This window comes from Pseudomonas sp. SJZ077 (assembly GCF_007993905.1).
Classification (GTDB): Bacteria; Pseudomonadota; Gammaproteobacteria; order Pseudomonadales; family Pseudomonadaceae; genus Aquipseudomonas; species Aquipseudomonas mandelii.
Window position 1 is genome coordinate 25,848 of record NZ_VIUJ01000012.1, and the last position, 25,083, is coordinate 50,930.

General features: G+C 63.7%; 4 protein-coding genes. All 4 read left to right on the forward strand.

Annotated elements, in window-relative coordinates; translation table 11 throughout:
- Positions 1-25: 25 nt before the first annotated feature.
- The 4 genes from FBY01_RS18475 to FBY01_RS18495 all read left to right on the forward strand — a co-directional run bounded on the left by FBY01_RS18475 (position 26) and on the right by FBY01_RS18495 (position 25,070).
- Positions 26-1,198 carry an MFS transporter gene (locus FBY01_RS18475; RefSeq protein ID WP_145308894.1) on the forward strand — a complete coding sequence of 391 codons (1,173 nt, stop codon included), beginning with the start codon at positions 26-28 and terminating at the stop codon, positions 1,196-1,198.
- A gap of 206 nt (positions 1,199-1,404) precedes the next feature.
- Positions 1,405-2,139, forward strand: a complete 735-nt coding sequence (locus FBY01_RS18485) for a thioesterase II family protein (RefSeq protein ID WP_083374655.1) — start codon at positions 1,405-1,407, stop codon at positions 2,137-2,139.
- Between the two features lie 189 nt (positions 2,140-2,328).
- A complete protein-coding gene (locus tag FBY01_RS18490) occupies positions 2,329-13,308 on the forward strand; it encodes a non-ribosomal peptide synthetase (RefSeq protein WP_145308896.1) in 10,980 nt (3,659 codons plus the stop codon).
- Positions 13,308-25,070 (forward strand): non-ribosomal peptide synthase/polyketide synthase, encoded by an 11,763-nt coding sequence (locus tag FBY01_RS18495; protein WP_145308898.1) that lies wholly within the window; start codon positions 13,308-13,310, stop codon positions 25,068-25,070. Before FBY01_RS18490 ends, FBY01_RS18495 begins: the two co-directional genes overlap by 1 nt.
- Positions 25,071-25,083 lie beyond the last annotated feature (13 nt).

The window sequence follows — 25,083 nt, forward strand, 5'->3', positions numbered from 1 at the left end:
TCGCCCTGACTGAGACTCGCACCCCATGACCAACCCCTACCGCGACCTGTTCAAAGCCCCTGGCAGCCGAGCGTTCGTGCTGGCCGGGATGATCGCGCGCATGCCCATTTCCATGACTGGCATCGGCCTGATCACCATGCTCTCGCAACTGCAAGGCGGCTACGGTCTGGCCGGTGCGGTGGCGGCGACGTTTGCCCTGGCCACGGCGTTTTGTGCACCGCAAGTCTCGCGGCTGGTGGATCGCTTTGGTCAAGGCCGGGTTCTGCCGGTTTCGGCGTTGATCGGTGGTGGGGCGTTGTTGCTGGTGTTGATTTGCACCCGCTTGCAGGCGCCGATCTGGACGTTGTTTGTGTGCGCCGCGCTGGCCGGTTGCATGCCGAGCATGTCGGCGATGGTCCGTGCGCGCTGGACCGAGGTGTATCGCGGCCAGCCGGAGCTGCAAACCGCTTACGCGCTGGAATCAGTGCTGGACGAAGTCTGCTTTATTGTCGGGCCGCCGCTGTCGGTGGGGTTGTGCGTGGTGGCGTTTCCCGAGGCCGGTCCGTTGGCGGCGTTGCTGATGCTGGCGATCGGGGTGACGGCGTTTGTCCTGCAACGGGACACCGAGCCGGCGGTGCATCCCCATGAAGAACACCATCAGGGCTCGATTATCCGTTCGCTCGACATTCAATTGCTGATGCTGTTGATGGTCGCCATGGGCACCATCGTTGGCGTGGTGGATGTGGTCAGCGTGGCCTTCGCCCAGCAGCAGGGCCAGCCGGCAGCAGCGAGCATTGTGTTGTCGGTGTATGCCATTGGTTCCTGCCTGGCGGGATTGGCGTTCGGGGTGTTGCGCTCGAAAGTGCCGCTGCCGCGATTGTTCTTGTATGGCGGGGTGGCGACGGCGGTTACCACGCTGCCGTTGCTGCTGGCGACGAACATTCTCGGGCTGTCGCTGGCGGTGTTTGTCGCCGGTCTGTTCTTTGCGCCGACGCTGATTGTGGCAATGGCGTTGGTGGAGCGCATCGTGCCGCCAGCCAAACTGACTGAAGGCCTGACCTGGCTGGTCACCGGGTTGAGTATTGGCGTGGCAATCGGTGCGGCCGGTTCGGGTTGGCTGATCGATGCATTTGGGGCCCGTAGTGGATTCTGGCTGGCAATTGCTGCCGGTGCGGTGATTCTCGGTTCCGCAGTCCAAAGCTATCGCCACCTGAGATAAGCGAAACACAGAACCTGTGGCGAGGGAGCTCGCTCCCGCTGGGTCGTGAAGCGGCCCCAAAAAACCCGTTTTACGACTGCTGCGCAGCCGAGCGGGAGCAAGCTCTCTCGCCACGATGTCAGTGTTCGGCACTTCTACAACCTTGGGACTAATTCAAGGCCGGCCTCATCCGTTCCCTTGATAGACAACTTTTCGAGGTAAGCCCGGTGACCCAGCTGACATTGCTGTGCCTGCCCTATTCAGGCGCGAGCGCCATGGTCTACAGCCGCTGGCGGCGCAAGCTGCCGGAATGGCTCACGCTGCAGCCGGTGGAACTGCCGGGGCGTGGCGCACGGTATGGCGAGCCGTTGCACACCGACATGCGACGCCTGGCGCTGCAACTCGCCCAGGAACAAAAAGCCACGCTCAAGGCGCCATACGCATTGTTCGGTCATAGCCTGGGCGCGTTGCTGGCCTGTGAAATGGCCCATGCGTTTCGCTCGCTGGGGTGCCCGGAGCCGGTGGCCCTGTTCGCCTCGGGCACGGCTGCACCCACCATGCGGGCCGACTACGATCGCGGCTTCGCCCAGCCCAGGACCGATGCCGAATTGATCGATCAACTGCGCACCCTCAATGGCACCAGCGAAGAAGTGCTGGCCAATAAAGAGCTGATGAGCCTGACACTGCCGGTCCTGCGCGCGGACTTCCTGCTGTGCGGGCGCTTCGAACCGCAGCAGCGTCCCTTGCTCAAGTGCCCGGTGCATGTGCTCGGTGGTAAGGATGATCGGGCCACCACCGAGCAGTTGATCGGCTGGAGCAAGGAAACCCACGGTAGTTTTTCGGTGGACATGCTCGCGGGCGGGCACTTCTTTATCCATGAGCACGAAGCCAAGGTGTTGCGGGTGATCAAGGATCAGCTTGAGGTTCACCATCGGCGGCACGCCATGGCTGCCAGCGCCTGACGCAATCCCGGGCGTCGCTCAATCCCTGTGGGAGCAAGCTCGCTCCCACAATGATTCTTATCCCTCTGACACCCCGCGTTTTACCTCCTGCCTGATACTTGTTCTCATTCGCTAATTTTTCCGGTCTGCATTCGTTTTATAGGGACGACGTGCCTTTGTGCTTCCCGCCACTGATCCGGATGCTTAGAAATGAATGCTGAAGACTCCTTGAAACTTGCTCGCCGGTTTATCGGGTTGCCCCTGGAAAAGCGCCAGATGTTCCTTGCGGCCTTGCAAAAGGAAGGCGTTGATTTCGCCCGGTTCCCCATTCCAGCCGGCGTCGGCGCCGAAGATCGCCAGGCGCTGTCGTATGCCCAGCAACGCATGTGGTTTCTCTGGCAACTGGACCCACAAAGCGGCGCCTACAACCTGCCCGGTGCGGTGCGCCTGACCGGGCGTTTGAGCCTGCCGGCGCTGGAGCAAGCCTTCGCCAGCCTGGTGGCGCGTCACGAAACCCTGCGCACGGTGTTCCAGCGCCAGGCCGACGACACGTTGCTGCAAGTGCCGGCCAGCGCGCCGCTGGTCATCGATCATGTGGATTTCAGCGCCTTGCCAGCCACGGAGCGCGAAGTGGCAGTCGCCAAGGCAGCCGAGCAGCAATCGGTGTTGCCGTTTGATCTGTCAGTCGGCCCGCTGCTGCGCGTCACCTTGCTCAGGCTCGCCGAGGAAGAACACGTCCTGCTGCTGACCCTGCACCACATCGTGTCCGACGGCTGGTCGATGAACGTGCTGATCGACGAATTCATCCGCTGCTACGACGCCTTTGAGGCGGGCGCGCAACCGCAAATCGCGCCATTGCCGATCCAGTACAGCGACTACGCGTTGTGGCAACGCCGCTGGCTCGAGGCGGGCGAACAGGCGCGTCAACTCGACTACTGGCAAGCGCAACTGGGTGATGAGCACCCGGTGCTGGAACTGCCCACCGATCACCCGCGCCCGGCGATGCCGAGCTATCGCGGCACCCGTTACGAGTTTGCGGTCGACCCGCAACTGGCCGAGCAACTGCGGGCCACGGCGCAGAAACACAGCGTCACCCTGTTCATGCTGTTGCTCGGCGCCTTCAACGCGCTGCTGCATCGCTATACCGGGCAGACCGACATCCGCGTCGGCGTGCCGATTGCCAACCGTAACCGCGCCGAGATCGAAGGCCTGATCGGCTTCTTCGTCAACACCCAGGTGTTGCGCACGAAGCTCGATGGTCAGACCCGCGTCGACGAGTTGCTGCGCGCCATCAAGGAAACCGCCCTTGGCGCCCAGGCCCATCAGGACCTGCCATTCGAGCGCCTGGTCGAGGCGCTGAAACTGGAACGCAGCCTCAGCCACACGCCGCTGTTCCAGGTGATGTACAACCACCAGCCGCAGGTCGCGGACATTTCCACGGTCAGCACCGCCTCCGGCCTGGCGCTGGGCGTAATCGAGTGGGAAGGGCGCACCACGCAGTTCGACCTGACCCTCGATACGTATGAAAAGGGCGGCAAACTGCACGCGGCGCTGACCTACGCCAACGACCTGTTCGACGCCGCGACCATCGCGCGCATGGCGCAGCACTGGACGCATCTATTGCAGGGCATGGTCAGCGATTCGCAGCAGCGCATCAGCGATCTGCCGCTGCTGGAAAGCACTGAATACCAGCGCATCGTGCATGACTGGAATCGCGCTGACGAAAGCTTCGCGCAGGATTTGTGCATTCATGAACTGATCAGCCAGCAAGTCGCGGCCAGGACGGACGCGTTGGCGGTGACCTTCGCCACCCAGCATCTGACCTACGCCGAACTCGACGCTCAGGCCAATCGCCTGGCCCACCGGCTGATCGAACTGGGGGTCGGCCCGGAAGTCCGGGTCGGCGTGGCGATGCAGCGTTCCGACAGCTTGCTGGTCGCGCTGCTTGCCGTCCTCAAGGCCGGTGGCGCCTACGTGCCACTGGACCCGGATTACCCGGCCGAACGCGTCGCCTACATGCTCGAAGACAGCCGCGCCCTGGTGCTGCTGACCGAGCATTCGGTCGCCGCGACATTGGCCGTGGCAGCCGATACCCAGGTGTTGCTGATGGACGATATGACCTGGGCCGCTTACCCGAGCAGCGCGCCGGTCACCCGCGTCACGCCGGACAACCTGGCCTACGTGATTTACACCTCCGGCTCCACCGGAAAACCCAAGGGCGTGTCCATCGCCCATCGCAACGTGCTGGCGCTGATCGACTGGTCTAAATCGGTGTACAGCCGCGAAGACATCCAGGGCGTGCTGGCCTCGACCTCGGTGTGCTTCGACCTGTCGGTATGGGAATTGTTTGTGACCCTGGCCAACGGCGGCTCGGTGATCATCGCCCGCAACGCCCTGGAGTTGCCGCAGCTGCCGGCCCGGGATCAGGTGCGCCTGATCAACACCGTGCCGTCGGCAATCAACGCCTTGCAGCGCGACGGACAGATCCCGCCGAGCGTGCGCATCATCAACCTCGCCGGCGAGCCGCTGAAGCAGAGCCTGGTGGACGCGTTGTATGAGCAGTCGACCGTCGCACACGTCTACGATCTGTACGGGCCGTCGGAGGACACCACCTATTCGACCTGGACCCGCCGTGCAGCGGGCGGTCGCGCGAACATCGGCCGTCCCCTCAAGCACACCGCCAGCTATTTGCTGGACGCCGACCTGCAACCGGTGCCCCAAGGCGTGTCCGCCGAGCTGTACCTGGCGGGCGCCGGCATCACCCGCGGTTACCTCGCACGCCCAGGCATGACTGCCGAAAAATACGTGCCGAACCCGTTCGCCAGCAACGGCGAGCGCTTGTACCGCACCGGCGACTTGACCCGTTATCAGGTCGACGGTTCGTTGCAATACGTCGGGCGCATTGACCATCAGGTCAAGGTCCGTGGCTTCCGTATCGAGCTGGGCGAAATCGAAGCACGGCTGTTGCAGCAAGCGGACGTGCGTGAACTGGCTGTGTTGGCGCAGGACGGCGTCAACGGGCAGCAACTGGTGGCCTACATCGTGCCGACCGATCCGGCGTTGGTCGATGACGCCGATGCGCAAGCCACCCTGCGTGAAACCCTGAAAGCGGCATTGCGCCTACACCTGCCGGACTACATGGTCCCGGCGTTCCTGCTGTTCCTCGCGCAGCTGCCGCTGACCCCCAACGGCAAACTCGACCGCAAGGCCTTGCCGGCGATTGACGGCGCGCAGCAACAGCGCGAGCACGTCGCTCCGCGCACAACGATGGAAAAAGCCCTCGCCGCGATCTGGCAGGACGTGCTGGCCATCGACAACGTCGGCCTTGAAGACAACTTCTTCGAACTGGGCGGCGACTCCATCGTCTCGATGCAAGTGGTCAGCCGTGCGCGCCAGGCCGGGATCGTGTTGAGCCCCAAGGACCTGTTCCAGCACCAGACCGTCCGCAGCCTGGCCCAGGCTGCCCGCAGCGGCGAGCACGCGTTGATCGATCAAGGTCCGGCGACTGGCGCGGTGGCGCTGGCGCCGGTGCAACAGGGGTTCTTCGAGCAAGCAATTCCCGAGCGTCAGCACTGGAACCAATCGCTGTTGCTGGTGCCGCGCGAGGCGTTGAACGTCGAGGCGCTGGACCGCGCGCTTGAGCAGTTGCTGACCCATCACGACAGCTTGCGCCTGCGTTACGAGCAGACCGCTGAAGGCTGGCAGCAGGTCTATGCGGCGCCGACCACCGAGTCAGTGTTGTGGCAGCGTCAGGCGCAATCGGTCGAAGCACTCAATGCGCTGTGCGACGAAGCCCAGCGCAGCCTCGATCTGCAAAATGGCCCGTTGATCCGGGCGCTGCTGGTGGCGATGGCGGACGGTTCTCAGCGTTTACTGCTGGTCATCCATCACCTGGCGGTGGACGGTGTTTCCTGGCGCGTGTTGCTGGAAGATTTACAGCAGTTCTACAGCGGCAGCCCCGTGAAGAGGGCGAAAACCAGCACTTATCAGCGCTGGGTCGCCCGACTGCAAGAACATTTGCCCGCGTTTGAAAACAGCCTCGGTCACTGGCAGGCCCAGCTGCGCGACGCACCGACCGATTTGCCGTGTGACCGTCCGAACGGCGCGCTGCAAAACCGCTTCGAACACAAACTCGAGATCAAACTCGATGCCGAGCAAACCCGCAAACTGCTGCAACAGGCTCCGGCGGCATATCGCACCCAGGTCAACGACCTGCTGCTGACCGCACTGGCACGGGTGGTGTGCCGCTGGAGCGGGCAGGGCAGCACGCTGATTCAGCTCGAAGGCCATGGTCGTGAAGACCTGTTTGACGACATCGATCTGACCCGCACCGTCGGCTGGTTCACCAGCCTGTTCCCGGTCAACCTGATGCCGTCGAGTGACCTCGGTGCGTCGATCAAGACCATCAAGGAACAACTGCGTGCCGTGCCGGACAAAGGCCTCGGCTACGGCGCGCTGCGTTACCTCGGCGACCCGGCGATGCGCGCCGATCTGGCCGCGTTGCCGCAACCGCGCATCACCTTTAACTACCTCGGGCAGTTCGACCGCCAGTTCGACGGCGCCGCGCTGTTCGTGCCGTCCACCGAAGGCAATGGCGTGGCCCAGGATCCGTCGGCGCCGCTGGGCAACTGGCTGACGGTCGAAGGCCAGGTCTACGGTGGCGAGTTGGCGCTGAGCTGGGGTTTCAGTCGCGAGATGTTCAACACCGCGACCATCCAGCGTCTGGCAGACGATTACGCCCAAGAACTCAACGCGCTGATCGAACACTGCTGCGGCGTTGAAGTGCCTCAGGCCACGCCGTCGGATTTCCCGTTGGCACGCATCAGTCAGGTGCAACTCGACGAATTGTCGGTCGCGCCCCTTAAAGACCTGTATCCCCTGTCGCCAATGCAGCAGGGCATGCTGTTCCACACGCTGTACGAACCGCAAGTCGGCGCCTACATCAGTCAGTTACGTCTGGACATTCAGGGCCTCGATCCGCAGCGATTCGCTCAGGCCTGGCAAACCGCGCTGGAGCGTCACGACATCCTGCGCAGCCGCTTCCACTGGCAAGGCCTCGACACCGCGCATCAGGCGATTGTCCGCCACGTCGCGTTGCCGCTTGAAGTGCTGGACGCCACCGACACCGACACCGACACCGATGCGCTGGCCGACGCCGAACGTGCCCAAGGTTTTGAATTGGGCAGTGCGCCGCTGTTTCGCTTGACGCTGGTGCGCATGGGCGCCAATGACTGGCACCTGATCTACACCAGCCACCATATTTTGATGGACGGCTGGAGCAACGCGCAGTTGCTCGCCGAAGTGATCCAGCATTACGCCGCTGGCCAGGCGCTGCCGGCACCGACCGGGCAATACCGTGATTATCTGGGCTGGTTGCAGCAGCAATCGGCTGCCGAAGGCGAGCAGTTCTGGAAAGCCGTTTTGGCACCGCTGGAAGCGCCGACGTTGCTGGCCGAAGCCTTGCGCCCGCCAGTGGGCGCCGAGGGCAGCGAGGAATTCCGCGTCGCCCTTGATAGCCGCGCCACCCAGCGTCTGATCGAGTTTGCCCGCCAGCAGAAAGTCACTCTCAACACCGTGCTGCAAGGGGCGTGGAGCCTGTTGCTGCATCGTTGCACCGGCCAGGATTGCGTGGTGTTTGGGGCCACGGTTGCCGGGCGTTCCGCGCCGTTGCCGGGGATCGAAGCGCAACTCGGCTTATTCATCAATACGTTGCCGCTGGTCTGTGCGATGAAGCCGGATTGCACCGTCAGCCAATGGCTGGGCGAGCTGCAAGGGCTGAACCTGGCCATGCGCGAGTTCGAGCACGTGCCGCTTTACGACATTCAGGGCTGGGCGGGGCAGCAGGGGGCGGCGCTGTTCGACAGCCTGTTGGTGTTCGAAAACTTCCCGGTGGCCGAAGCGTTGAAACAGGGCGCACCGGCCGGGTTGTCGTTCGGCAATTTGCACAATCACGAGCGCACCCACTATCCGCTGACGTTGGGCATCGAGTTGGGCGAAGGCCTGAGCCTGGACTTCAGCTACGACGCAGCGCGTTTCAGCGCGGCGCAAGTTGCCGGCTTGTCGGCCAATTTGCAGCACCTGCTCATGCAACTTGTCACCCAGCCGGACGCCGCACTTGGCGCGCTGGAACTGCTCGACGTCGACGGCAAAAACGCGCTGCTCGCGATCAGCCAACCGCCGACAATCGAGTTGTCCACAACACTTCTGGCCCACGAGCAGATCGCCGCGCAGGCCGCCGCGACCCCGGACGCGCTGGCGTTGCAGGTTGACGGCCAGTCCCTGAGCTACGCGCAATTGAACACCCAGGCCAACCGTCTGGCCCATCGTCTGATGGCCAACGGTGCCGGTCCGGGCAAGCGTGTCGGCCTGGCGCTGCACCGTGGTCCGCAGCTGATCGTCAGCCTGCTGGCGGTGCTCAAAAGTGGCGCCGCCTACGTGCCGCTCGATCCGAAATACCCGAACGAACGCCTGGCCTACATGATCGATGACAGCCGTCTCGACGTGCTGCTGTGCGAATCCGGTCTGCTGGAGGAGGTGCCGGGCGTGCGCCGTCTCAGCCTTGAGGACGGCACCGACTACCCCGACAGCAATCCGCACCACCACGCGGTCGCCGACGATCTGGCCTACATCATCTATACCTCCGGCTCCACCGGCCAACCCAAAGGCGTGGCCATCGCCCATGCCGCGTTGCGCGAGTTCTGCCAGAGCGCCGCCGACTATTCGGTGCTGTCGGCGTCGGACCGGGTGTTGCAATTCGCGACCTTCAGCTTCGACGGTTTCGTCGAGCAATGTTTCCCGGCGTTGTGCGTCGGCGCGGCGTTGATCATGCGCGGCGATGACGTGTGGGACGCCGGTCGCCTCGCCGCCGAAATCGTCCAGCACGGCGTGACCGTGGCGGACTTGCCGGCCGCTTACTGGTACTTGCTCGCTCGCGAATGCGCGAGCGGCGTGGTCAGCGGTCTCGGTGCTTTGCGCCAGGTCCACGTCGGAGGCGAAGCGATGTCGGTCGAAGGTTTGCGCCTGTGGCATCAGGCCGGATTGAGCCACATGCGACTGCTCAACACCTATGGCCCGACCGAAGCGACCGTGGTGTCCAGCGTGCATGAGTGCCGTCTCGACGATGCCAGCGATGCGTTTGGCATTCCGATTGGTCGTGCCATCGCCGGCCGTGCGCTGTATGTGCTGGATGCGGCGGGTCAGTTGCTGCCGTCCGGCGGTGTCGGCGAACTGTGCATCGGCGCTCCGGCCTGCCTCGCGCAAAGCTACTTCAATCGTCCGGCGCTGACCGCTGAACGTTTCCTGCCGGACCCGTTTGCCCGTGAACCGGGCGCGCGTCTGTACCGCAGCGGCGATCTGGCGCGCTACAACGCTCAAGGGCAGCTGGAATACGTCGGCCGCATCGACCATCAAGTGAAGATCCGCGGTTTCCGCATCGAAATGGGCGAGATCGAAGCCTGCCTGCAAGCCCGTGAAGACGTGCGTGAAGCGGCGGTCATCGCCCAGGACGGCACGCAACTGGTGGCGTACATCGTGGCCGGCGATTCGCTGTCGTCCGAAGTTGATTATCTGGAAGGCCTGAAAGCCGCTCTGCATCAGTCGCTGCCGGAATACATGGTGCCGAATCACTTGGTCCTGCTGCCGAAGCTGCCGCTCAACAACAACGGCAAACTGGATCGCAAAGCCTTGCCGCGTGCTGAAGCTGGCGATGCCCAGCGTGACTTCGTGGCCCCGGTCGAAGGGCTGGAAACGCAACTCGCGCTGATCTGGCAGGACGTGTTGCAGGTCGGGCAAGTTGGCCGCAACGACAACTTCTTCGCGCTCGGCGGGCACTCGTTGCTGGTGCTTCAGGTGATCTCGCGGGTGCGGCAGCAGTTGCAGCTCGAACTGTCGGTGAGCAGCCTGTTCTCCGCCGCGAACCTGGCAGAATTTGCCGGGCGTGCCGCGCTGGGAAATATCAGCGGTCAACCTTTGCTACAACGTGCCGTGATCGATCAGCCGCAGGTTTTGTCTTTTGCCCAACAGCGCCAATGGATTCTCTGGCAACTGGACCCGCAAAGCCCGGCCTACAACATTCCTGCCGCACTGCGCCTCATAGGCCCGCTGAACCGCGAAGCCCTGCGCGAAGCCTTCGCCCGGTTGCAGGCCCGTCACCAAACCCTGCGCACGACCTTCGAACAAGATGGTCTGCAGGCACGCCCGGTGCTGCACGACAATCTGGCGTTGCAACTGGAGGAACGCACACTCGATCAGGTGTCGGTCGACACGGCCGTGGCCGAAGAAATCGCTCGTCCGTTCGACCTGCACAACGGTCCGCTATGGCGCATGTTGCTGTTGCAAGTGAACACTGACGAGCACGTGCTGGTCCTCACCGTCCATCACATCGCTGCCGACGGCTGGTCGATGCAGGTCATGGTCGATGAGTTCAGCTCCTTGTATCAGGCGGCTGCCTGCGGGCGCGCCGCCGGTTTGGCTGACCTGCCGGTGAACTACAGCGACTACGCCCGCTGGCAGCGCGACTGGCTGGAAGCGGGCGAGGGTGCACGCCAACTGACGTGGTGGCGTGAGCAACTGGCCGGCAGCCAGGCGCCGCTGGAATTGCCCAGCGAACTGACCCGTCCGGCCCGCCGCAGCGAGCGCGGTGCCAGCCTGATGCTCAACGTGGATCGCGAGTTGCTCGCCGGTTTACGTCAACGTGCCCAGGAACAGCAAGTGACGTTGTTCATGCTGTTGCTGGCGAGTTTCCAGACCTTGCTGCATCGCCAGAGCGGGCGGTCGCGCATCAACGTTGGCGTGCCGAGCGCCGGTCGTTCGCGTCTCGAAACCGAAGGCCTGATCGGCTTCTTCATCAACACCCAGGTGCTGCGTGCCGAGATCGATGGGCAGCAGCCGTTCAGCACCTTGTTGCAACAGGTCAAACAGGTTGCATTGGGCGCGCAAGCGAATCAGGACTTGCCGTTCGAGCAGCTGGTCGACGCCTTGCAACCGGACCGCAGCCTCAATCACAGCCCGTTGTTCCAGGTGCTCTACAACCATCAGCAGCCGTTGGGCGCGAGTGTCGAACGCACGGTTGCCGACCTGAACGTCGAGCGTCTGCACTGGCAGCAACACACCACGCAGTTCGATCTGGTCCTCGATACTCAGGAGCAGGGCGAAGCACTGGATGCCAGCCTGACCTACGCCACGGATGTGTATGACGAAGCGTCGATGCAGCGCCTTGGCGAGCAGTGGCTGAACCTGCTGCGCGCGGTAGTCAGCGATCCGCAGCAACGCGTCGCCGAACTGCCCCTGATTGACGGGGCGCAGCAAGAGGCTTTGGTGCAGCACTGGAACCCCGCATTCCAGGCGCAACCGACGTCGCCGACCTTGCATCAGTTGTTCGAAGCGCAAGCCGCACAACGGCCGAATGCCGTCGCCCTGGTCTACGAAGGCGAGCAATTGACCTACGCCGCACTCAACGCCCAGGCCAACCGCTTGGCGCGCACACTGCGCGAGCAGGGCGTCGGGCCAGAAGTGCGCGTGGGCATCGCCACCGAGCGGGCGATGCCATTGGTGATCGGGTTGCTGGCGATTCTCAAGGCCGGCGGCGCCTACGTGCCGCTCGACCCGCATTACCCGGCCGAACGCCTGAGCTACATGATCGAAGACAGCGGCATCACGCTGCTACTGACCCAGCAACACTTGATCGACAGTCTGCCGGCCCGAGACGGCGTGCAGGTGCTGAGCCTGGAATCGTTGCAGCTGGATGGGGTCAGTGACGCCAACCTGCCAGCGCTGGCGACCCCGGACAACCTCGCCTACGTGATCTACACCTCCGGTTCCACCGGTCGTCCTAAAGGCGCATTGCTCAGCCATGGCAACGTCGGGCGTCTGCTCACGGCCACGGCTGGCGAGTTTGGCTTCGGTCCGGACGATGTCTGGACGCTGTTCCATTCCTACGCCTTCGACTTCTCGGTGTGGGAGCTGTTTGGTTCGCTGTGCACCGGCGGGCGTCTGGTGATCGTGCCGTATGACATCAGCCGCGAGCCGCAGCAATTCCATCGCTTGCTCTGTGATGAGGGCGTGACGGTGTTGAACCAGACGCCGAGCGCGTTCCGCCAGTTGTTGCCGATTGCCTGTGCCAGCCCACGAAGCATGGCGTTGCGTCAGGTGATTTTCGGCGGCGAAGCCCTCGAAGTCGCGAGCCTGCGTCCGTGGTTCGAGCGCTTCGGCGACCAACAGCCAACCCTGGTCAACATGTACGGCATCACCGAAACCACGGTGCACGTGACCTACCGTGCGATCCGCCTGGCCGACCTCGACGGCAAGGCCCAAAGCCCGATCGGCCTGCCGATCCGCGACCTGCGCTGGTACTTGCTCGACAGTCAGCTGCAACCGGTGCCGGTGGGTGTGGCGGGCGAGTTGTACATCGCCGGCGCCGGTCTGGCGCGGGGTTATCACGGCCGTTTCGGCCTGACCGCCGAGCGTTTTGTGCCGAGCCCGTTCGAGGCTTCGCAGCGTCTTTATCGCAGCGGCGATCTGGCGCGTCAGCGTGCCGATGGCAGCATCGACTACCTCGGCCGGATCGACCAGCAAGTAAAAATCCGCGGTTTCCGCATCGAATTGGGTGAAATCGAAGCTGCGCTGCTGGCCCAACCGGGCGTGCGCCAAGCGGTGTTGAGCGTGCATGCCTGCGACGGCGGGCCGCAGCTGTGCGCCTACGTCGTGGCCGAGCAAACCCCGCATGACCCGATCGCCTGGCGCGACAACCTACGCACCGCGCTCAAGGTGGATCTGCCGGACTACATGGTGCCGAGCCACTGGTTGCTGCTGGATGCCTTGCCATTGACCGGCAACGGCAAGCTCGACCGCAAGGCGCTGCCGGTGCCCGATGCCCAGGAATGGCAACGGCCGTTCGAAGCCCCCGAGGGCGACCTCGAACAGCAACTGGCCGCGATCTGGGCCGACGTGCTGGGCGTGGCGCAGATAGGCCGACGCGACAACTTCTTTGAATTGGGCGGGCATTCATTGCTCGCGGCCCAGGCCAGTGCCCGTGTGGAACTGGAACTGGGCATCGAGCTGCCGCTGCGCGCGCTGTTCGAATCCACCGACCTTCAGGCTTATGCCGCCATGGCCGGGCAACACGCCCCGGCTGACAACGATGCACGTCTTGATGCGCTTGAGTCGCTTCTCGACGAGATGGAGATCAACTGATGGAACACACCACTGCCCAGCGTATCGCCAGCCGCTTCGCCGGCCTGCCGGCTGATAAGCGCCGCGAGTTTCTGCAACGCATGCAAGAGCAGGGCGTGAGCTTCGGCCAGTTGCCGATTCCGCCGGCTGCGGAGCTGCAAGCAACGTTCGAATTGTCATACGCGCAGCAGCGCCAATGGTTCCTCTGGCAACTTGATCCACACAGTTCGGCGTACAACATTCCGGCCGCGCTGCGTTTGCACGGGCCGCTGAACGTTGCTGCGTTGCAGCAGAGTTTCGATGGGCTGCTGCAGCGGCATCAGAGTTTGCGCAGCCGGTTCGTCGAGGACGACGGGCAAGTGGTGCAGACGCTGGCCGAGTTCACCTCGCTGCCCATCGAGCAGATCGACCTGCGCGGCGAACCTCAGGATCAGCGCTTCGATCAGGCGATGAACAGCGTCGAACAGGACATCGCCCGGCCGTTCGATCTGCAACACGGTCCGCTGTTGCGGGTCAGCCTGTTGCAACTTGATGCCGAAGACCACGTGCTGTTGCTGACCTTGCACCACATCGTCACCGATGGCTGGTCGATGGGCGTGCTGGTGGAAGAGTTTTCCCGGCTCTACGCCGCGCATTGCCAAGGTCAGAACACGGTGCTGGAGGCACTGCCGATCCAGTATTCAGACTATGCGATGTGGCAACGACGCTGGATGGAGGCGGGCGAGCTGGAACGTCAACTCAACTGGTGGCGCGACCGCCTGGGCAGCGAACAACCGCTGCTCGAATTACCGACCGACCGTCCGCGCCCGGCGCAACCGAGCCAGCGCGGTGCGCGTCTGGATTTCGCCCTCGATGCCACGTTGGCCAGCGGTCTGATGAGCCTGGCCAAGCAGCGCGGTGTCACGCCGTTCATGCTGTTGCTGGCGAGCTTCCAGGCCTTGCTCTATCGCTACAGCGGCCAGGCCGACGTGCGTGTCGGTGTGCCGATTGCCAACCGTAATCGCGCGGAAACCCGTGGCTTGATCGGGTTCTTCGTCAACACCCAGGTGATGCGTGCGGAACTGGACGGACGTCTGCCGTTCAGCCAATTGCTCGACCAGACCCGCGCCGCCTCGCTGGATGCCCAGGATTATCAGGACTTGCCGTTCGAGCGTCTGGTGCAGGCGCTGCAAGGTGAACGCAGCCTCAGTCACAGCCCGCTGTTCCAGGTGATGTTCAACCACCAGCAAGCCACACCGGCGGCGGTCAGCGGCTTGCTCGCCGGCCTGCGCGTCGAGGCATTGAACGCCACGGCGCACACCACCCAGTTCGACCTGCAACTGGACACCCAGGAGGAGGGCGACAAGCTGTTCGCCAGCCTGACTTACGCCACCGATCTGTTCGACGCTGAACGCATCGAACACCTCGCGCGGCACTGGCGCAATTTGTTGGCCGGTGTTCTGGCCAACCCGCAATGCCCGCTCGCCGAGTTACCGTTGCTGGACGCCGATGAGCGTCTGCGCATCCTCGACGAGCTCAACGACACCGCTCAGGCCTATCCGGGCGAAGTCTGCGTGCAGCGCCATTTCGAAGAACGCGTAGTTGAACACCCAGAGGCGACGGCGCTGGTGTTCCAGGGCCAGTCCCTGAGTTACGCCGAGCTGAACCGGCGCGCCAACCGTTTGGCCCACCACTTGCGTGCCCAGGGTGTCGGCCCGGACGTGCTGGTGGGGATTGCCTGCGACCGTTCGTTTGAAATGGTTGTCGGCCTGCTGGCGATTCTCAAGGCGGGCGGTGCATATGTGCCGCTGGACCCGGAGTACCCGGTTGATCGCCTGAGCTACATGATCGAAGACAGCGGCATTACGTTGTTGCTGACCCAGGAATATCTGCTGGCGCAACTGCCGACCCCGGACAACGTGCGCACCTTGTGCCTGCACGCCGACGCCGATTGGCTGAACGACTTGCCGGGCACTGACCTGCCCAACCTTGCGGTCGCGGAAAACCTCGCTTATGTGATTTACACCTCCGGCTCCACCGGCAAACCCAAGGGGGCCGGTAACCGCCATGTGGCGCTGCATAACCGTCTGGCGTGGATGCAGCAAGCCTACAACTTGCAGCCGAGCGACCGCGTGCTGCAAAAGACGCCGTTCAGTTTCGACGTGTCGGTGTGGGAATTTTTCTGGCCGCTGATGAAGGGCGCCACCCTGGTGCTCGCCGCGCCGGGCGAGCACCGTGATCCGCAACGCCTGGCCGCGTTGATCGTCGAGCAGGCGATCACCACGCTGCACTTCGTGCCGTCGATGCTCTCGGCGTTCATCGCTGCCGACGAAGCGCTGGCCTGCACCTCGTTGCAGCGGATCATTTGCAGCGGTGAAGCGCTGCCGATGGAACTGCAACGCCAGACCTTGCGCAGCCTGCCGCAAGCCAATCTCTACAACCTCTATGGTCCGACCGAAGCGGCCATCGACGTGACCCACTGGACCTGCGTGGAAGAAGGGCGTGACAGCGTGCCGATTGGCCGGCCGATTGCCAACTTGCGCACCTGCATCCTCGACAGCGAACTGCAACCGTTGCCACTGGGCGCGGTGGGCGAGTTGTACCTGGGCGGCGTCGGCCTGGCGCGCGGTTACCACCGTCGTGGCGCGCTGACCGCCGAGCGTTTCGTGGTCGACCCGTTTGGCAGCGGCGAGCGTCTGTACCGCACCGGTGACCTGGCACGCTATCGCACGGACGGTGCCATCGACTACTGCGGGCGCATCGACCACCAAGTGAAGATTCGCGGTTTGCGCATCGAACTGGGCGAAATCGAAGCGCGCCTGCAAGAGCATGCAGACGTGCAGGAAGCCGTAGTGTTGGCCCTCGATGGCCCGGGCGGCAAGCAGTTGGTCGCGTACATCGTGCCGCAGGACCGAGCCTTGGTCAGCGCCGATGCCGAGCAACAAGGCGCGTGGCGTGAAACCCTGAAAAGCCATTTGCTGGCGAGCCTGCCGGATTACATGGTGCCGGCGCAGACCGTGCTGATCGAGCAAATGCCCCTGAGCCCCAACGGCAAACTCGAGCGCAAACGCCTGCCCGCGCCGACCGCACAGGTCAGCCAACGCGCCTTCGAAGCGCCACGCAGCGAACATGAACAGGTGCTGGCGCAGATCTGGCAGGACGTGCTGGGCGTGGAGCAGGTCGGGCGTCAGGACAATTTCTTTGAACTGGGCGGCGACTCGATCATTTCGATTCAGGTGGTCAGCCGTGCGCGCCGCGCCGGCCTGAGCCTGCAACCCCGCGACCTGTTCCAGCAGCAAACCTTGCAAGCCCTGGCCGCCGTGGTCAAGGAACAGGCCGCCCCGCTGGCGCAGCAAGGGCCGGTGGAAGGCCTGCAAAAACTCACGCCGATCCAGCGCTGGTTCTTCGACGAGCCGATCCCGCAACGCGCGCACTGGAACCAGGCGGTGCTGCTGACGCCACGCGAAACCCTTGAATTGCCACGCCTGCAAGCCGCGCTGCAACGTTTGCTCAAGCAGCATGATGCCCTGCGTCTGCGCTTCAGTCAGGTCGATGGCCAATGGTCGGCGCGTTATGTCGGGGCTGACAGCTGCGATGTGATCGACATGCTCTGGACCGCCCGCGTGGCCAACGATGCTTCGCTGGAATCGGTGTGCGACGAGGCGCAGCGCAGCCTCAGTCTGCAAGACGGTCCGCTGCTGCGCATCGCGTTGATCGCTCAGGCGGATGGTTCGCAGCGGTTGCTGTTGGTGATCCATCACCTGGCGGTGGACGGGGTATCGTGGCGGGTGTTGCTGGAAGATTTGCAAGCCGCTTATCAAGGGCAAGACCTGCCACCGAAGACCAGCGCTTTCCAGGCCTGGGCCGACAAACTTGACGCCTACGCCCGCTCCGAAGCCGCTGCCAGCGAACTGGACTGGTGGCAAGCGCAGCTGAGCGTCGCCAATGATTCGCTGCCCTCCGCCAATGCCCAAGCCAGTCAGGCCGGGCATCTGCGCCAAGGCGTGAGCATCGGCCTGGACCGCGATCAAACCACCAGGCTGCTGCAACAGGCGCCAGCGATTTACCGCACACAGGTCAACGACCTGCTGCTGACCGCGCTGGCCCGAACCCTCAGCCGCTGGACCGGTGACGCTTCGGCGCTGATTCAACTCGAAGGCCATGGTCGCGAAGAGCTGTTCGACGACATCGACCTGACCCGCACCGTCGGCTGGTTCTCCAGTCTGTTTCCGGTGCGCCTGACGCCGACCGCCGACCTGGCGGGCTCGATCAAGGCCATCAAGCAGCAACTGCGCGAAATCCCCGGAAAAGGCCTGGGCTACGGCCTGCTGCGCTACCTGGGCGATGCCTCGACCCAAGCGGCGTTGGCCGGTTTGCCGCAAGCACGCGTGACGTTCAACTACCTCGGGCAGTTCGACCAGAGCTTCGCCGAAGACGCCCTGTTCACCCCGGCCAAGGAGTCCAGCGGCGCCGCGCAATCGGCGGACGCACCGTTGCCGAACTGGCTGTCGGTGGACGGCCAGGTGTATGGCGGCGAACTGAAACTCGACTGGACCTTCAGCCGCGAATGCTTCGACACACGTGAAATCGAAGCGCTGGCCGCCGATTACCAACGTGAATTGCTGGGGCTGATCGACCATTGCCTGAGCGACGGTGCGGGAGGCGTGACCCTGGCAGACTTCCCGCTGGCGCGCCTGACCCAGGCGCAACTCGATGGCTTGCCGGTGCCGCCGGCGCAGATCGAAGACCTGTATCCGCTGTCGCCGATGCAGGCCGGTCTGTTGTTCCACAGCCTCTATGAATCGGCGTCTGGCGCCTACGTCAATCAGCTCAGCGTCCAAGCCCGTGGCCTCGACGCCGAGCGTCTTGGCCGCGCCTGGCAAGCGGTGCTCGACACCCATCCGATCCTGCGCAGCAGCTTCCACTTCCCCGACGGTTTCGAAGCGCCGGTGCAAGTGGTCCATCGTCATCTGCAACTGCCGATGACGTGTCTCGACTGGTGTGGCCGCAGCGATCAGGCCGACGCATTGATTGAACTGATCGACAACGAGCGCCTGCAACTCGATTCGACCCGGGCGCCATTGATGCGCCTGACCCTGGTGCGGCTGGACGATGAGCGTCAGCAATTGATCTACACCCACCATCACCTGTTGCTGGATGGCTGGAGTAATTCGCTGCTGCTGAGCGAAGTCTTGCAGCGTTATGCCGGGCAGGATGTGCAGGCGCCGACCGGGCGTTTCGCCGATTACATCGGCTGGCTGCAACGTCAGGATGCCCACGCCGACGAGGTCTTCTGGCGCGAGCAGCTGGCGACCCTCGACAACCCGACGTTACTGGCGCAGAGCCTGGCCCATGGCGACGGTAAAAATCAGCCGGCCGTAGAATTTGCCGACCATCGCCAGACCTTCGATGTCGCCACCAGCCAGCGTTTCAGCGAGTTTGCCCGTCAGCAAAAAGTCACCCTCAACACCTTGGTGCAAGGCGCCTGGGCACTGTTGCTGCAACGCTACAGCGGCCAGCGCAGTGTCGCGTTCGGCGCGACTGTGGCGGGGCGGCCGGTGGATTTGCCGGGTGCCGAAAGCCAGCTGGGCCTGTTCATTAACACGTTGCCGGTGATCAGCAGCCCGGACGCGGTGGAAAGCGTCGGCCAGTGGCTGACCCGGTTGCAGGCACAAAACCTCGAACTGCGTGAGCATGAATTCACCGCATTGGGGGACATTCAGCGCTGGGCCGGGCGTGCCGGTGAGCCGCTGTTCGACAGCCTGCTGGTGTTCGAAAACTTCCCGGTGGCCGAAGCGCTGCAACAAGGCGCGCCGGCCGGTTTGAGCTTCTCGGTTCCGCAGAACCATGAACGCACTAACTTCCCGCTGACCCTGGCGGCCACCGCCGAAAGCCAGTTGAGCCTGAACTGGAGTTACCAGTGCGCCCATTTCAGCGGCGAAGCGATTGTTCGGATGAGCGAGCATCTGGCCGCGCTGCTGGCGGCGATGGTCGCCGCGCCAAACGCGGCATTGAGTGAACTGGACCTGCTGACCGCGCCGGAACGCGCGCAACAGTTGGTCGAATGGAACCCGGCATTCACGGCCGCGCAAAACCCGCTCTGTGTGCATCAGTTGATCGAGGCCCAAGCGGTCATTCGCCCGGACGCCACCGCGCTGATCTTCAACGATCTGCAATTGAGCTTCGATCAGCTCAACCGTCGCGCCAACCAATTGGCCCATCGTCTTCGCGCACTGGGCATTGGTCCGGAAGTGCGGGTTGGCCTGGCGATGCAGCGCTCACCGGAAATGATCGTCGGCCTGCTGGCGATCCTCAAGGCCGGCGGCGCCTACGTGCCGCTGGACCCGGCTTACCCGACGGAACGCCTGTGCTACCTGATGGAAGACAGCGGCATTTCGCTGATGATCAGCCAGTCGTGGCTGCGGGAAAAACTGCCGTTGCCCGAAGGCCTGCCGGTGCTGGAAATCGACCGCGAGCCGCTGGCGTCCATGGCGGACACCAACCCGATCAACCTGACCTGCGGCGAAAACCTCGCGTACCTGATTTACACCTCAGGCTCCACCGGGCGGCCCAAAGGCGTCAGTGTGGCCCACGGTCCGCTGGCCATGCATTGCCTGTCGATCGGCGAGTTGTACGGCATGACCCCGGACGACCGCGAGTTGCAATTCGCCTCGATCAGTTTCGACGGCGCCCACGAACGCTGGCTGACGCCGCTGGTGTTCGGTTCGGCAGTCATGCCCCGCGATGACGAGTTGTGGAGCGTGGAGCGCACCTGCGCCGAGATCGAAAAACACGGCATCACCATTGCCTGTTTTACCCCGACTTATCTGTCGCAGATCGCCGACTTCATGGGCGAAGCGGGGCGTGATTTGCCGATCCGTTCGTACACCCCGTGCGGCGAGGGCATGGCCAAGCACGCGTTCGATGAAGTCCAGCAAGTGCTGCAACCCAAGCGCTTGATCAACGGCTACGGCCCGACCGAGACGGTGATCACGCCACTGATCTGGCTGGCGTACCCGGATACCGGGTTCGACTCGGCGTTCATGCCGATTGGCCGGCCGGTGGGCAACCGCAGCGCCTACATTCTGGACGGCGGCTTGCAGCCGCTGCCGGTTGGCGTCGCGGGCGAGTTGTACCTGGGCGGCGAGGGCGTCGCCCGGGGTTACCATCAACGTCCGAACCTGACCGCTGAACGCTTCGTGCCGGATCCATTCGTGCCGGGTGCGCGTTTGTACCGCAGCGGCGACCTCGCACGGTTCCGCGCCGATGGCGTCGTTGAATACCTCGGCCGTATCGATCAGCAAGTGAAGATTCGCGGGTTCCGTATCGAACTCGGCGAAATCGAAGCCTGCCTGCTGGAACACGAAGGCGTGCGTGAATCGTTCGTGATCGACCGTGAAGGTCCGGTGAGCCGCCAGTTGGTCGGTTACGTGGTGCCCCGTGATCCGCTTGCCGATGAGCAGGCTCTGCGTGAAGCGCTGACGGCTCATCTGCGCAGCCGATTGCCGGCGCACATGTTGCCGGCGCACTTGATGTGCCTGGCCGCGTTGCCGCTGACGCCGAACGGTAAGCTTGATCGCCAAGGCCTGCCGGCGCCGGAAGCCACTCGGCAGAACCACGATCACGTGGCCGCCGCAACACCGGCCGAAGTGTTGCTGGTTGAGATCTGGCAGGAACTGCTGGGGCTGGAGTCGGTGGGCGTCACCGAGAACTTCTTTGAGCTGGGCGGTGATTCGATCATTTCGCTGCAAGCGGTGAGCCGTGCCGGGCAGCGTGGGCTGGTGTTCAGTCCGAAGCAGCTGTTCGAGCAGCAGACCATTCGTGCTTTGGCCTCCGTGGCCAGCAGCCGTGAAGCAAGATTGATCGAAGCGCCAAACGTCGAAGCTTTCTCACTGGTGCCGCACATCGACATCGCTGCCCGTGAAGGTCTGCAAGACTTGTATCCGCTGTCGCCGATGCAGCAAGGCATGCTGTTCCATTGCCTGGATTCACCGGAGCTCAACCCCTACGTCAACCAGTTGAGCGTGGCAGTCGACGGCTTGCAGGTGCCGCGTTTCCGCGCGGCCTGGCAGACGCTGGTCGAGCGGCATGAAGTGCTGCGCGCCGCGTTCCGCTGGCGCGATGGCTTGGCCGATCCGCTGAAAGCGGTGTTCGCCGACGTCGAGTTGCCGATCGAAGAACTCGACTGGCGTGACCGCTCCGACACCGAGCAGGCGCTGGGCGAACTGGCCGCAGCGGAACAGGCCAAGGGCTTCGACCTGAGTTGCCCGCCGTTGATGCGTTTCATCCTGGTGCGCCTGGGTGATGACCGTTACCAGATGATCTGGATCTACCATCACCTCTTGCTCGACGGCTGGAGCGCTTCGCGTCTGTTGGGCGACATGCTGCGCCTGTACCACAACGACAGCCTGCCGAGCCTGACCGGGCGCTACGCCGACTACATCGCCTGGCTGCAACGCCAGGACGGCGCGCAAGCCGAAGGCTTCTGGCGTGAGCGCCTGGCGCTGCTCGAAGAACCGACCATTCTGGCCAAAGCTTCCGGTGCCGAAGGTTCCGGCCACGGCGTGATGTACAGCCACCTCGACGCCGAGGCGACGCGCAAACTGCACAGCTTCGCCAAGCGTCAACGCGTGACACTGAACACGCTGGTGCAAGGCGCGTGGCTGTTGCTGCTGCAACGCCACAGCGGCCAGCGCAGTGTCGCGTTCGGCGCCACGGTGGCGGGGCGCCCGACCGGGTTGGCCGGTGCGCAGGACATGCTCGGTCTGTTCATCAACACCTTGCCGGTGATTCAGACCCTTGATCCGCAGCAGCCGGTGGGCGAGTGGCTGCGCGACTTGCAGGATTACAACCTGATGGTGCGTGACTACGAACACACGCCGTTGTCGGACATTCAGCGCTGGGCCGGGCAGGGTGGCCAGGGTTTGTTCGACAGCATCATCGTGTTCGAAAACCATCCGGTGGACCGCGCCCTGAAAGGCGGCGAGGAAGGCGAGCTACGCTTTGCCGAAGTCGGCAGTGGCGGGGTGACCAACTTCCCGATGGACTTGATGGTCAGCGCCAACGAAGAAGGCCTGGAAGTTGAGTACCTGTTCCTGCGTGATCGCTTCAGTGACGTGGAAGTCGAGCGGATTCGTGCGCAATTGGAAGGATTGCTGCGTGCGTTGCCGGAGGATGCTACGCGTCTGCTTGGCAATATTGGCTTGCCTGAGGCGCGTTTGAGCCTGCCGCAGGTGTCAGATGACAGCGCTGATTTGCTTCACGCGTTTAATCAACACGTCAAAGCGCAGCCGCAGAGAATCGCCTTGATCTGCGAAGGTCGGCACGTCAGTTATGCACAGCTTGAGGCGCAGGCCAATGGGTTGGCGCAGCAACTGATCGGTCGCGGCATCGGCCCGGAAAGTCTGGTGGCGGTGGCGTTACCGCGTTCCGAACGCACCATCGTTGCGTTCCTCGCGGTGCTTAAAGCAGGGGCGGCGTATCTGCCTTTGGACCTCGCGTACCCGGCCGAGCGGCTGGCTTATATGTTGAGCGATTCGGCGGCCAGCCTGTTGCTCTGTGACAGCAATCTGGGGGATCGACTGACCCTGGCCGACAGCCCGCCACGTCTGCTGCTCGACCAGTTGAGCGTTGCCGACCACGCTGAATGCCCGGTTTCCCAGCCGTTGCCGGGGCACTTGGCGTATTTGATTTACACCTCCGGTTCCACGGGCCAGCCCAAAGGCGTGGCGGTGGCACGTGGGCCGATTGCCCGGCATTGCCGCGGCATCATCGAGCTCTACGAACTGGCACCGCGCAGCCGTGAGCTGCACTTCATGTCGTTCGCCTTCGACGGTGCGCAGGAGCGTTGGCTGAGTGTGATGCTGGCCGGTGGCAGCCTGGTGATCCGCGAGGACAGTTTATGGACCCCGGAGCAAACCCTCGAAGTGATGCAGCGTCATGGCGTCACCGTCGCCTGCTTCCCGCCGGCCTACTTGCAACAGATGGCCGAAGTGGCCGAACGCCTTGGCAATCCACCGGCGGTCGAGGTGTATTGCTTTGGCGGTGATGCGGTGCCGGAGGCGAGCTTCGAGCAGGTCAAGCGCGCCTTGCGTCCGCAGCGTCTGGTCAACGGTTATGGCCCGACCGAAACCGTGGTCACGCCGCTGCTGTGGCGTGCCGAGGCCAGCGAAACCTGCGACGCGGCGTATGCGCCGATTGGGCGTGGCGTGGCCGGGCGTGGTGTGTATGTGCTGGACGCCGACCTCAATCCGCTGCCGGTCGGTGTCAGCGGCGAGTTGTACCTGGGCGGCGAATGCCTGGCGCGCGGTTACCACCAGCATCCCGGCATGAGCGCCGAGCGTTTCATCCCCGATCCGTTCGAGGCCGGTGGCCGCATGTACCGCACCGGCGACCTGGTGCGCCAGCGCGAGTGCGGGTTGATCGACTATCTGGGGCGTCTTGACCAGCAGGTGAAGATCCGTGGTTTCCGCATCGAGCCGGGCGAGATCGAAGCGCGTCTGCGCGAATGCGTTGGGGTGCAGGATGCCGCCGTGGTGGTACACGACACGCCGACCGGCAAGCAATTGGTCGGTTATGTGGTGGCGGCCGGTGCTGTCGGGCTGGATCGTCGCTTGAAATCTGAGCTGCAAGCGCAACTGCCTGACTACATGGTGCCGCCACGGATCCTGGTGCTGGAACGCTTTCCGCTGTCGGCCAACGGCAAGCTCGACCGTCGCGCACTGCCAATGCCTGAATGGGCGCTCGGTGGTTATCGCGCGCCGCGCAACGATCTGGAAAAGGCGCTGACCGCGATCTGGCAAGAGGTGCTCGGCGTGCCGCAAGTGGGCATCGACGACAACTTCTTCGAACTGGGTGGCGACTCGTTGCAGGTGCTCAAAGTCATCTCGCGGGTGCGCAGTCAGCCGCAACTGGGCTTCGAGTTGAAGCTGCGGGATCTGATGCAGAAACCGTGCATTGCCGAACTCAGTGGTTATCAGGTGACCGAACCCACGTCTGCGCCGGACCCTTTGCTGGCGCTGAATGCGCGGATCCCGAATGTGCCGGCGCTGTTTTGCCTGCACGCCGGTTTCGGCACGGTGTTCGACTACGAACCGTTGGCGCGGCGTCTGGAAGGACGGCGCACGGTGTACGGCGTGCAATGCCGCATGCTGCTTGACCCGCACTGGCAGGACGAATCGCTGCTCGCCATGGCGCAAGCCTATGCGCAGCGGATTCGCAGTCAACAGGCCAAAGGACCGTATTACTTGCTGGGCTGGTCGTTGGGCGGCGCGTTGACGCAGTTGGTTGCGCATGAACTGGAAGCGCAAGGTGAGACCGTGACGTTTGCCGGGTTGGTCGACAGCTACGTGGCCGGCACCGCAGAGGCGGGGGACTGGCGCGAGGACCTCGGTGATTTCCTGAAGTTTGTGCTCGGTTTGCCCGCCGATGAGGCTCAGGCGTTGATTGCGCGCAAAGCCGCTGGCTTGAGTGAACGCGAGGGCTCCACCGCCGTGATTGAAGCCGCCTTGCACGGTTCCAATGAACAGGCCGCATTGGGCGCGGGGGAGCTCACGCAGATCTTTGCCACCGGCTCACGCCTCAAGCAACTGGCGCTGGCGCATCGGCAACTGCCGACGATCAAGGCCTCGGCCCATCGTTGGTGGGTGGCCGGGCGCGACGACGAACGTCGGGTGTTCGAGGGCCAGGTCGGCAGTCATGGCGTTGATCGCCTGTTGGCCGGCGGGCACTACGAGCTGTTGCGTGGTGATGAGTTGCTTGATGAGCTTGAGGACTTACTGGAACGCCGTTTGGCCATTGCGTAACTCATTTTTGTAG